The organism is Pseudomaricurvus sp. (genome assembly GCF_965662505.1).
Taxonomy (GTDB): domain Bacteria; phylum Pseudomonadota; class Gammaproteobacteria; order Pseudomonadales; family Cellvibrionaceae; genus Pseudomaricurvus.
Genome location: NZ_CBFIHX010000103.1, coordinates 1 through 12,535, shown reverse-complemented (window position 1 = coordinate 12,535; position 12,535 = coordinate 1). Strand labels below are relative to the sequence as shown.

General features: G+C 51.5%; 10 protein-coding genes and 1 pseudogene. All 11 read left to right on the top strand.

Annotation, left to right across the window (positions count from 1 at the left end; all coding sequences use genetic code 11):
• Positions 1 to 2,194: calcium-binding protein (locus ACTG33_RS13215; RefSeq protein WP_439135694.1), on the top strand; the 2,194-nt coding region annotated here is incomplete at its 5' end.
• Between the two features lie 110 nt (positions 2,195 to 2,304).
• Complete coding sequence (locus ACTG33_RS13210; protein WP_439135693.1) at positions 2,305 to 2,628, top strand: DUF3467 domain-containing protein; 324 nt, start codon at positions 2,305 to 2,307, stop codon at positions 2,626 to 2,628.
• Between the two features lie 120 nt (positions 2,629 to 2,748).
• Complete coding sequence (locus ACTG33_RS13205; protein ID WP_439135692.1) at positions 2,749 to 4,680, top strand: efflux RND transporter periplasmic adaptor subunit; 1,932 nt, start codon at positions 2,749 to 2,751, stop codon at positions 4,678 to 4,680.
• A gap of 39 nt (positions 4,681 to 4,719) precedes the next feature.
• On the top strand, positions 4,720 to 6,858 hold the full coding sequence (locus ACTG33_RS13200) for a hypothetical protein (RefSeq protein WP_439135691.1): 2,139 nt from the start codon (positions 4,720 to 4,722) through the stop codon (positions 6,856 to 6,858).
• A complete protein-coding gene (locus ACTG33_RS13195; protein ID WP_439135690.1) occupies positions 6,851 to 8,974 on the top strand; it encodes a DEAD/DEAH box helicase in 2,124 nt (707 codons plus the stop codon). The genes ACTG33_RS13200 and ACTG33_RS13195 overlap by 8 nt, the downstream gene beginning before the upstream one ends.
• A 215-nt stretch (positions 8,975 to 9,189) precedes the next feature.
• Positions 9,190 to 9,882: an efflux RND transporter periplasmic adaptor subunit gene (locus ACTG33_RS13190; RefSeq protein WP_439135689.1), complete on the top strand. Its 693-nt coding sequence runs from the start codon at positions 9,190 to 9,192 to the stop codon at positions 9,880 to 9,882.
• Between the two features lie 331 nt (positions 9,883 to 10,213).
• On the top strand, positions 10,214 to 10,525 hold the full coding sequence (gene rpsJ, locus ACTG33_RS13185) for a 30S ribosomal protein S10 (protein ID WP_167000055.1): 312 nt from the start codon (positions 10,214 to 10,216) through the stop codon (positions 10,523 to 10,525).
• Positions 10,526 to 10,653: 128 nt separating this feature from the next.
• Entirely contained in the window at positions 10,654 to 11,295 is a 642-nt protein-coding gene (gene rplC, locus ACTG33_RS13180; protein ID WP_439135688.1) for a 50S ribosomal protein L3, read from the top strand.
• A 19-nt stretch (positions 11,296 to 11,314) separates the two neighbouring features.
• Positions 11,315 to 11,929, top strand: a complete 615-nt coding sequence (gene rplD / locus ACTG33_RS13175) for a 50S ribosomal protein L4 (protein ID WP_439135687.1) — start codon at positions 11,315 to 11,317, stop codon at positions 11,927 to 11,929.
• Positions 11,926 to 12,222 carry a 50S ribosomal protein L23 gene (gene rplW, locus ACTG33_RS13170; protein WP_216098790.1) on the top strand — a complete coding sequence of 99 codons (297 nt, stop codon included), beginning with the start codon at positions 11,926 to 11,928 and terminating at the stop codon, positions 12,220 to 12,222. Before rplD ends, rplW begins: the two co-directional genes overlap by 4 nt.
• Positions 12,223 to 12,235: 13 nt before the next feature.
• Positions 12,236 to 12,535 (top strand): annotated as a pseudogene (locus tag ACTG33_RS13165) (50S ribosomal protein L2); the annotation flags it as partial.

Genomic DNA, 12,535 nt, shown 5'->3' with positions numbered 1-12,535 from the left:
GATGCAAACCACCGACGAGGATTCCAGTACCGCAGGCAATGACACGATCGAGGCCGGTGATGGCTTCAATCGTATCCTCGGTGGTCTGGGGCAAGATGTAATTACCGCTGGTCGTGATGAGGATCATGTAATCAGCGATAACGGCGAGATGCTGTATCTCGATCGAACTTTGCTTCGTGCTACCTCGACGGAAATTGGCCTGGGCGATAGCGATCAGGTCGATGTGGGAGACGGTGATGCCGTGGTCATTCTCGGTGATGGTGATGATGTCCTGCAAGGCGGTGATGGTCACAAGATCGTGTTGACTGACAATGGCGAGGTACTGCAAACACCAGAAGGACTCCTGATTCAGGTGCGCTCACTGGCTCTGGCTGAAGGGGGAGACGATCAGGTGGCTCTGACTGCGGGGGACAATACCGTGATTGCCGGTGCTGGCAACGATCGGATTGAAACTGGCGCAGGGCGGGATCAGATCATTGCCGATAACGGCCAGATTGATTATGACAGCCAGGGTATGACCGCTTTGATGCGCACCACGGATGTGGCTTCATCCACCGCCGGTGATGATCACATCTCAGCTGGCGACGGTGAAAACCGCATTATGGCAGGTCTGGGAGATGACACTGTTCGATCTGGAAACGGCGAGGCGCACGTTATTGCCGACAACGGTGAGTTGGAATACCTGAATGATGTATTGGTTCGAGCGTCTTCACGTCAGCCGAGTCTGGGCGGTGATGATCAGGTAGCTCTGGGTAACGGGAAGGCTGAAGTCATTACCGGACAGGGAGATGATCAGATTGAAACCGGAGACGGCACCAAGCAAATCATGACCGACAATGGTGAGCTGCTGTGGCGTCCAGACGGTACACGTCAGTCCGCTCGCACGACCCAGCCCGAAATCGGTGGCAATGACAGCGTTGATGCGGCTGGGGGTGATAACACGATTCTTGCCGGTAAAGGTGCGGACACGATTCGCACCGGTGCCGGAGAAGATGATGTCATCGCTGATAATGGCCGTATTGATTACGACAGCAATGGCGATCTGGCGGTGATGCAGACGACGGATGCCGATGATCGTAATGCTGGCAATGACGACATTGCTACGGGTGCGGGCAATGACCGCATCATGGCTGGCTTTGGTGATGATGAAATTAACAGTGGCGCAGACGATGATTTGGTAATGGCAGATCACGGACGCATCACCTACAGAAATAATCAATTCCTTGAAGCCATTACCCAGCGGCCTCCGCAAGGGGGTAATGACAGGGTATTGCTGGGTGAAGGCAATGATCGGGTCTTTGGCGGCGGTGGTAATGATTATCTGGACGGTGAGAGCGGCGATGACATCATCTTTGGCGATTTCGGGGTGATGGGGTTCGATGGGCTGAGCCACTTCTACGTTGATACTTCCGATTTGGCTCAAGGTGGCGACGATCATCTGATTGGTGGTGATGATTATGATTGGCTGTTAGGTGGCGCAGGAAGTGACGAGTTTACAGGCCTGTTTTTGAATGACATCTTATTGGGTAACTATGGCCGGATTACCGAAGTCCCAGAAACAGATGGCGTGGTTGTTTCTACCGTGCCGGATCGTCTTGGGTTGATCGGGGGAACTCAACGAGAGCTGTATTATTCTGCGATCAACATGCAGGACGGTGATCTGCTTGGATCCACGGTACTGATTACAGCGCTGGATCCAGAGCAGAAAACTGAACCGGATACGGCTTTGACGTTGATGCCAGTGACGTCCAGCAGTGGTCAAGTCTCTCAATTGAGCGACAGTCAGCTGCAGGAGTTTTTGGATAATCTGCCGGTCAATAACGATGAGGAATCGGAGCCCGAAGAGTGTAAGGCAGAAGCAGACTCAGAAGAGGCTGCTGAAGAATGTCAGCCTGCTCAAGATGCTCAGGATCCTGCTCCCGTTGAAAATGATGAGCCCGTTGATGCGCTGCAAGGTCAGCAGAAACAAGACGAGTTGAATCAAGCCGACAGTGATATGATGTCGGCAACGGCGGTCTCTGCGGCCATGCTGGCGGCCGTCAAACGCAGAGGTTGGGGTTATAAGGAGCGAGACGGCGTGCAAAGCTTGCAAGAGGAGTGGAAGCAACGGCGTCGATCGAGTCTGGAAGAGTCGCGTTTCTTGAATTGGACGACCAAAACCTCGGACAGCCCGGAGGGTGATGAACTGCATTAAGACAGTCCGTACTCTAAGAAGTGTAACCGTAAACCGATCAGTCATTGCCTGCTTCGACAGGCAATGACTGAGATATTCAACAATGATCAATGATTTATTTGGGGTCAATTATGAGTGATAACGAAAAAAACACGAACGAAGCCGCAGGCAACACCAACGGTAATGCGGCCAGCAGTGGTTCTGTGCCCAAGTTAAAATGGGACGACAGTAAAATGCGCAGCTCCTATGCCAATGTCTGTAACGTATCCAGTACCCGCGAAGAAGTGACACTGCTGTTTGGAACAAACTCCACTTGGCACACAGGTCAAAAAGAAGTTTCTATTAATCTGTCTGATCGGATTATTCTGAACCCTCATGCAGCGAAACGCTTGAGTGCTCTGTTAAACAAAGTTGTGGATGAGTATGAGTCCCGTTTTGGCCCGGTTGGCGATTAATTCAGTACAGAAATGATGTCCTGTTAAAGGCAAAGTTAGGGCTTTGCCTTTTGTCGTTTCAGGGATCCAATTATCTGATGGCTTGATTGTTAAATTCGCCCTGGATGGTTAAAGAGTTATATGACTGACAGTACCGTTGCTCCGCCGGATTCAAAACAGCAGGAATCCCTGCAAGACCGGGCCTCTGGCTCATCACGCTTGTCGTTTGATGAACTTAACACCTTTGCAGAACACGGTTCCTGGTACGATGCGTGGCTGAAAAACCTGCTCACAGACTTGCCTGATTTCACCGCTGCGTTGCTTGCGTTGCAAACGGACCAGGGAAGCCTACAGCCAGTTGCCCTCTGGCCAAGAACTCAGGACCTGATAGATCGTTTGGGCGATTTGGTTGATGAGTGTTACGAACAGCAGCGACCATTGGTGATTTCACCTGAGCAGGATGGCGGTGATGAGTATGGTCTCGTGTATCCGATTCGGGTCGATCAGAATATTGTCGCTGTCTTTGCCGGTTTTTTACCCTTGCAGGGAAATCGACTCGAATCCGTGATGAGTGAGGTCGAAAAAAGCTGTCTCTGGATAGAAAGCCGGTTTAACCGCAACGCCTATTTGCAGCAACAAGAGCAATTGCTTCGTCAGCAAGCCGTTATTGATGGTTATGTGGCTGTCGGGAAGGGCGATGCCATCAAGCAATCAGCTTTGCAGTGGGTTGATTCTCTGGCGAGGGATTTTGCCTGTGACCGGGTATGCCTGGGCAGTGTCAAAAACCAGGTGGTCTCTCTGGACGTGATATCGGGCAGTAGTGATTATGCCCTGAAGAGTGTGACGGCCAAGCAAATTGCTCAAGCCATGCAAGAAGCGTGTGATCAGCGTCGCGCGATTGCCTGGCCCGTCGCGATGTCGGATACCGATACCGCTGCGACGGAATCGGATGACGAAGAAAAGCCGGCGAAACCGGTGGCTGCGAGTCATGGTATTTGCCTCCAGGCAGAAAAGTTGTCTCTAGCGCAGCGCAATGCCTCTATCTTAACCGTTCCGGTGTATCACAATGACGATGTCTATCTGACGCTCACCTTCGAGCGGCCATCAGGAGCCCCGTTTACTTCAGAGGATCTGGATCGTATTCAGGCCAATTTGGCGCTTGTGGGTGTTGCGTTTCATCACCGGCAACAGGCAGAACTCTCCTTTTGGGGCGGTGTCCGCCGTCATATGAAGCTGCAAATGGAGCGTTTGCTGGCTCCAGGTTACGTGAAGCGCAAAGTATTCTTTATTGGTTTGTTTGCCTTGGTGTTGTTTTTTGGCTTGGCTCGGGGAGAGTACAAAATCAATGCAGATGCGGTACTGGAACCCCGTCAAATTCGGGTAGTGTCTGCCCCGTTCGGTGGTTACCTGAAAGCGGCGTCCAGCCGTGCGGGAGATCGGGTGCAAGAGGGACAGATTCTGGCTTCCATGGAAGATAATGAGCTGCGCCTGGAAAAAATCAAAGCCATCAGTCGTCTGTCTCAAAACAACAAACAGTATACAGAGGCACTTGCCGGTCGGGATCGGGCTCAGGCTCAAATTTACGTCGCTCAGATGGAGCAGGCAAAAGCTCAGCTTGCCGCGTCAGAAAGTAAACTGGAACGCTCAGTGTTACGGTCGCCATTCGATGCGTTGGTTGTCAGTGGTGACCTCAGTCAGAGAATTGGGGGTTCTGTCTCTCAAGGCGAAGAGCTATTTCGTCTGTCCCCCATGAAAGATTATCGGTTGATTCTGTATGTCAGTGAGTATCGCATCAGTGACGTTGAACAGGGGCAGCTGGGAAGAGTTGTACTGTCGTCTATGCCCAATCAGGGCTTCGATTTTGAAGTGGAAGTCCTGACACCTGTTACCGAGGTGCGTGAAGGCTCTACGGTGTTTCGTGTAGAAGCCCGTCTTTTGCAGACGCACCCAATGTTTCGTCCCGGTCTGGTGGGGGTTGCCAAGGTGTCAGCCGGTCGACGTCATTTGATCGATATCTGGACTATCGATCTGCGTAAGTGGCTGGCTTTAAAAATGTGGTCTTTTTGGGGTTAGTTCCGAAAGTGGATGAGGCAGAGCAGGAGTTGATCGACAGTGTCACTGTTCAGTAAAAACTGGTATCTGGTTGAACAGCTTAAGCCGCGCCTTAAGCCGCAGGTTGAAATATCTCCGCAGCAACAACGGGGCGAGAGAAGCTATGCTCTGCGTGATCCCATTTCAGGATCCATCCAGCTGTATTCTGAGTATGCCTATGTGGTTATTGGGTATATGGATGGTGCCCGCACCCTGAATGATATCTGGTTGCAGGCGGGGGAAGTGCTCAAGAAGGAGCTTCCGACCCAGGAGGATGTAATCTCTCTGATCTCGTCGTTGTATCAGTTGGATATGCTGTATCTGGATGTGCCCGATAATGCCCGTGATTTGTTTAAGCGGCGGGATAAGAAGCAGCAAAAAAAACGTCTGCAAAAAGTCTATTCCCCCTTGTCCGTACAGATTCCATTATTTGACCCCACCCGTTTTTTGAACGTGTTTTGCCCTGTATTTGATAAGGTGGCAGGTAAAGGGTTAATGGTTTTGTATCTGCTGGTGGTGTGCGCCGGTTTGATTGTGACAGCACAGAATTTCGAGGGCTTGACCAAAAACGCGGCAGATCGAATTCTAGCCGCAGACAACTTGTTGCTCTTGTGGGTTATATACCCGCTTATCAAGATTATTCATGAGCTGGGACACGCCTATACGGTCAGGCGTTATGGGGGACAGGTGCATGAAGTGGGCGTCATGATTCTGGTCTTCTTCCCGATGCCCTATGTCAATGCGTCTGAATCCGCCGCATTTTCCAGTAAATACCAACGCATGACCGTGGCGGCGGCCGGTTTGATTGTGGAGTTATTTATTGCCGCCATTGCCGTGATTTTATGGAGCATGGCCGCAGAGGGGCTGGTGAAGTCCATTTTGTACAATATTGCGTTTATGGCAGGTGTCTCTACGTTGTTGTTTAACGGCAACCCGTTGCTCAAGTTTGATGCTTATTACGTCCTCTCTGATTATCTTGAAATACCGAATCTGGCAAAGCGCTCGGTGTCCTACTGGGGCTATCTGACCAAACGCTATATTTTTCGTTTTCGCGAGCTGGAGAATCCGGCTGCAGATGTGCGTGAAGGTTACTGGCTATTCTTTTACAACTTGCTGTCGTTTATTTACCGAATCGTTATTTCCGTCACCATTATTCTTTTTATCGGCAGTCAGTATTTTGTGGTCGGCGTCATTCTTGGAATCTGGACGCTGGTGTCCAGCTGGATCATTCCGTTTATTAAAACCGTAAGTAAACCTTTCAGGGAGCCTCAGTTCGCCATGCTGGGTCGGAACCCCAAATGGGTGATGCTGAGCTTGGCGGTTTTGGTCTGGGCGCTGTTCTTCAAAATGCCACTGCCTTACAGCTATACCACTACCGGTGTGTCCTGGACGCAGCCGCATGAGCGCCTTTACGCCGGAGAGTCTGGCTTTGTTTCCCAAATGCATTTTCCCGAATCGGGTAAGGTTCAGAGCGGAGATAAGATTATTCAGTTAACCAATTACGATCTGAAGGATCGGTTGGCTTTGGTTGATGCACAGCTTTTGGAGGCTCAGGCTGAAGTGCGTTCAGCTTATCAGGATCGTTTCCGATCCAGTGTGGCGGCTGCTGAGGTGACTCGTTTTAAAGACGAGAAAAGTGATATTGAGTCGGCGTTGCAGCAAACATCCGTTCGTGCCCGCGCCGATGGTCAGTTGGTCGTGCAGCACACGGACAGCTTGCCCTCTCGTTATCTGCAGCGGGGGGAAGTGATCGGTTATGTCTTAAGTCCCACGCGACCACTGACAATCAGAGTTGCTGTTGAAGAAACAGCCGCGGAACAGGTGCTGGGGCGTATTGAAGGCGTGAGTTTGCGTCCCGCCTCAGACAGGAGCCACATGATTAAAGCTCAGTTAGCTTCTGTAGTCCCGCGGGTGAGCAAAGAGATCCCCAGTCCGGTGTTGTCGACCCAGGGGGGTGGCGACATTATTCTCGATCCCAGTAGTGGCGAAGAATTAAGGGCGCTGGAAAACTTTGTGATTTTGGAGATTCAGGCTGATGGTATTCCCATGAATCTGGTGTTTGAACGGTTTTATGTTCGCTTCGATTTGCCTGCAGAGCCGTTGGCTCAGCGATTATTCCGTCAGGTGCGTCAGGTGTTTATCGAGGAATTTGATGTTTAGTGATTCCTCTCCGCGTCGTGAACGCACCTCGATAGGTAGGTGGTTCGGTGGCAATCGTCGTCGCCAGAGGGGCTCAGGCAAGCTCCCCACACGTCATGCGGTGTCGGTTACTTTGCGTCCGGAGCGTCATTACTTTGAGCTGTCCTGGTTGGATCGGGGGTGGCGAGCATTTTACAGCCGTTGTGTTTGGCCTTTGGTGAGCCATATCCGTCGCCCCGGCCGTTTTGCCCGGCAAGTGATTGCGTTGTCTGATGAGCTCACTGAGCTCTCTGAGGCTGAGTTTCAGCAACACCTGTTAACGATACGTCAGCGCTTAATGAAAGAGGGCATCACACAGGCGACGTTGATCCCGGCATTTGCCGCTGTCCGCGAGGCTGCAGGACGAAGTGTGGGAATGCGTCACCACCATACTCAAATACGGGCATCCTGGATTATGGTGCACGGCATGGTCGCTGAAATGGCCACCGGAGAAGGCAAAACACTGGCCTGTACTCTGGCGTCGGCTACGGCGGCGTTGGCCGGAGTCAAGGTTCATGTTGTCACCACGAATGACTACCTGGCGGAACGTGATTGTGAAGAAATGGTTCCGTTATTTGAGTATCTGGGCATCGCAGCTCGTGCGTTAACGAACGACTTTGAGTTACCTGAAAGACAGAAAATCTATCAGGCTGACATCATTTACACCTCCAACAATGAGCTGGTTTTTGATTATTTAAAAGACATGCTGGTGCTGGGCTCTCACAAAGACACCGTCGATTTGTATCGGGAAAGCATTAAAGGGGGAAGTGGCGCTATGACTTCCCGGCTTATGCATCAGGGGTTGGTGTTCGCCATTGTGGATGAAGCCGACAGTGTTTTTATTGATGAGTCCCGTACGCCGTTGGTCATCTCGGGGGGGGATTTGCCGCAAGCGGATACGGACGAATTCTTGCTGCAAATGATGGCCCTTGCGGAATCGCTGCAAGAAGACGTGCACTATCGTCTCGACCTGCCGTTTCGTCGGGTTATCCTGTTGCAGGAGGGGCGTGATGCTGTCGAAAGCTTGTCCGATTCGGATGATGCCGGAATGTCATGGCATCAACGTGCTCGCAGTGAAGAGCTGCTGGTGCAAGCACTCAGTGCGCTCTACCTCTACCATCGGGATAAGCATTATATTGTCGGCACAGACCCCAAAGAGGCCGATGATGCCGATGAGGATACCAAGCCTAAGGTGATGATTGTGGATGACTACACGGGACGGTTGGCGGCCGATCGTTCCTGGGAGGGCGGTCTTCATCAGCTGATAGAATTGAAAGAAGGCTGTGAAACCACCAAGCCACAGAAAACTCTGGCAAAAATCAGCTATCAGCAATTTTTCCGTAAGTATTTTTACCTGTCCGGAATGACTGGAACCGCACGGGAAGTGAAAGACGAGTTTTATGGTGTCTATGGATTGTTAGTGTCTAAAGTACCATTGCTGCGCAAGACACGGCGGCGTTTGTTGAATTATCGGGTATTGCCCACCCTGGAAGAAAAAGAGCAGACGGTGATTTTGGCGGTGCAAGAATCGATTGCTGCAGGGCGGGCAGTTCTGATTGGTACGGCGACAGTTGAGCAGTCAGAGCGTCTCGCCGACAAACTCTTGCAGGCGGAAGTCCCGTTTGAGCTGTTGACCGCCAAGCAGGATGCGGATGAAGCCGGGATTGTGGCCAGAGCGGGAGAAACGGGGCGCGTGACCCTGGCGACATCCATGGCGGGTCGCGGGACGGACATCAAGCTCACCCCGGAAACCCGCGAGGCGGGTGGCTTGCATGTTATTATTACCGAGCTGCAAGACGCGAGTCGTATCGACCGGCAGTTGGAAGGGCGCAGTGCCAGACAGGGCGATCCTGGGTCCATCGAATACGTACTGTCTTTTGAAGACCCGTTGATTCAAGTGTATGGCCGGGGTATTTATCGGTTTGGGACACCTCTTTTCTTCCTTCCCGTGATCGGTGGATGGGCAGGGCGAAGACTTCAGCGTTACTGTCAGTGGAAACTGGAACGCAAGCATGCCCGTGAGCGGCGCATGACACAGAAAACCGACGAGCGTGAAAAGAACATGCTGGCCTTCCTGGGGGATGGCAAGTGGGGCTGAAAGGGCTCAAGCGGTACTGGCTGGGCTGTAGCGGGCAACCACAGCCTGGCGATGAGCTAGGTCGATGAACTGAGACGATGAACTACGTCGATGAACTGAGTCGATGAATTAAGTAAAAACATGTGGGTCAAACTAAGTTGAGAGTAATGATAAGAACAGCCGTGATATGCAGGTGTTTCCTCGGTGTACTGCTGAGTGTGTTTGGAGTAACAGGAGTGTCTGCCCAATCACCGGATTCGGCGGAGGCACACTTACCGTCAGTCGGGTGCATCATTGAACCGAGTATTCGTATTGATGTTTCCAGCCCCGTTGAAGGCGTCTTGGATCAGCGGCCTATCAAGTTGGGCAGATCGGTGGATAAAGGTGAGTTGTTGTTTTCCCTGCGTTCTGGCGTCGAGAAGGCGGCAGTCGATCTGGCCAAGATTCGGGCAGAGTTTGCTCTGCGTCACTACGAGCGGAATGACAACTTGTATCGAGATGAATTGATTTCAGTGCACGAGCGGGATGAGTTCCAAACGGAGTATCAGGTTGCGTTGAAGGAGCTGCAGCAGGCTGAAGCGGTGCTTGGCCTGCGTTCGGTGGTGAGTCCGATCGACGGCGTGGTTGTGGATTATTTCGTGGATTCCGGAGAGTTTGTGAACACCGATCCGGTGTTGACGATTGCGGCACTTAATCCTCTGGAGGTTGAGGTGGTGATGCCGTACAGCTCTTTGGGCGCCGTGGCCGAGAATGACATTCTCAATATCTTTCCGGTTGAGCCGGTCGGTGGCGAGTACCCGGCGAAGGTTACCATGATCGATCCGGTGATTGACGCTGCCAGTGGCACCTACCGTATCCGTGCCGAGCTGGATAACGCCGATTATCGACTCCCTGCGGGGATCGAGTGCAAGGCTTCTCTGGCTCCCTGATTGGGGGTGGCAGTTCGTGGTTGAAAGCTGTTAGGCTGCGCCCCTGCCAGATTTGCTACATGTGTATATAAGAAGAAAGAAGCGGTTCTGCGGGCGAACTCGCCGGGTCTTGGTCGTATCTGGCCAAAATGCGGGGCTCTAACCCTGTAAATCTCTGTGAAGACCCCTTTCGAGGGTGTTTAATATTTATTCAGGATAAGGGTTGACTCCCCGTGCTTCCGTCTATAGAATTCCGCTTCCTTTTTTGACTCTATGTCCGGAAGGGAAAAGTGTGTGGAATCGCCATTAAACGCGGTTCTTGTTCTTTATAGATTTTTGGAGTTTGGTTCACATGCAGAATCAACGCATTCGGATTCGCCTTAAGGCTTTCGATCACAAACTAATCGATACTTCTACCCAGGAGATCGTTGAGACCGCTAAGCGTACAGGTGCCCAGGTGCGCGGCCCAATTCCGCTGCCGACTCGCAAAGAGCGTTTCACCGTTCTGGTTTCTCCGCACGTCAACAAAGATGCGCGTGACCAGTACGAAATCCGCACACATAAGCGTTTGCTTGATATCGTAGAGCCAACTGAAAAAACCGTTGATGCACTGATGAAGCTGGATTTGGCTGCAGGTGTTGAGGTTCAGATCAGCTTGGGCTGATCTGTGTAGGTAAAAGAAACAAGTTTAAATACAATTTGTGCCGATACCTGGTATTTCCCAGGTTGTGTAACGCTCTGAAATGGGCGGCCATAGCGGGTAAAAGCCCCGTACACTGAGAGGTTAAAGAAATGACGATTGGAATTATCGGTCGTAAAAGCGGTATGACCCGCGTTTTCACCGAAGAAGGTGTTTCCCTTCCTGTATCTGTGATTGAGGTTAATCCCAATCGCATCACCCAGGTTAAGAGCGAAGAAACCGACGGTTACAGTGCTGTACAAGTAACCGCAGGGTCTCGTCGGACCTCCCGTGTGACCAAGTCTCAGGCTGGTCATTTTGCCAAAGCATCTACCGAAGCCGGTCACGGCGTTTGGGAGTTGCGCAACGACGAAGGCGAAGCTTTCGAAGTTGGTGGCGAAATCACTGTCGCTGCATTTGAAGCTGGACAGCTTGTTGATGTAACCGGCAAATCAAAAGGTAAAGGTTTTGCCGGTGGCGTTAAGCGTTGGAACTTCCATATGCAAGATGCGACTCACGGTAACTCACTGTCTCACCGTGCTCCTGGTTCAATTGGCCAGTGTCAAACTCCAGGTCGCGTGTTTAAAGGCAAGAAAATGGCCGGACACATGGGTGCTGAGCGTGTAACCGTTCAAAACCTTGAAATTGTTCGTGTCGATGCTGAACGCAATCTGTTGCTGGTTAAAGGTGCGATCCCCGGTGCTCCCGGTGGTGATGTAATCGTGCGCCCAGCTGTTAAGCAGCGCAACGCCTAAGTTTCCGAGGGTTTCGACGATGGATTTGAATATTGCAACTCCCGAAGGCGCTAAAGGTACAGTAACTGTATCCGACGTTGCTTTTGGTAAAGAGTTTAATCAAGACCTGGTTCACCAGGCGGTGACTGCGTACTTAGCAGCTGCTCGCCAGGGTACCAAGGCACAGAAAAACCGCGCTGCGGTATCTGGCGGTGGCAAAAAGCCATGGCGTCAGAAGGGTACTGGCCGTGCGCGTGCTGGTACTATTCGCAGCCCATTGTGGCGTACCGGTGGCGTAACTTTCGCTGCTCAGCCACGTGATCACGCTCAGAAGCTGAATAAGAAGATGTACCGCGCTGCGCTGCGTTGCATTCTGTCTGAGCTGACCCGTCAAGAGCGTTTGGTTGTAGTGGAGTCTTTCGATATTGAAGCTCCTAAGACCAAGTCTCTGGTTCAGCAATTGGCTCAGTACGACCTGAAAGACGCTTTGATTGTGTCTGAACAAGTTAGCGAAAATCTGTACCTGGCTTCACGTAACCTGCATAAGGTTGATGTTCGTGACGTTCAAGGCGTAGATCCCGTTAGCCTGATTCGCTTTGATAAGGTCGTTATGACTGTTTCAGCTCTGAAAAAGTTTGAGGAGATCCTGGGATGAGTCAAGAACGCCTCTACAAAGTATTGTTGGGTCCAGTGATTTCTGAGAAAGCTGCTAATGCTGGCGATGCCAGTAACCAAGTAGTTTTCAAAGTACTTCGCGATGGCACCAAGCAAGAAGTTAAAGCGGCAGTTGAAAAACTGTTTAATGTTAAGGTTGAAGAGGTTCGTACTCTTCTGGTCAAGGGTAAAACCAAGCGCACCCGTCATGGACTGGGCAAGCGTAGCGACTGGAAAAAAGCGTACGTTCGTCTGGCCGAAGGTCAAGAAATTGACTTCGCGGTAGCGGAATAAGGGGATAGTTGCGATGCCTATTGTAAAACGTAAACCAACATCTCCGGGTCGCCGCTTCGTAGTAAGTGTTGTCAATCCGGACCTGCACAAAGGTGCTCCTTACGCTCCTCTTCTGGAAAAGAAGAGCAAGAGCGGCGGTCGTAATAACAACGGTCGTATTACCACTCGTCACGTTGGCGGTGGTCATAAGCAGCATTATCGTGTTATCGATTTTAAACGTAATAAGGACGGTATTCCTGCAAAGGTTGAGCGTCTGGAATACGATCCAAACCGCAGCGCTAACATCGCTCTGGTTTGCTACTTGGACGGTGAG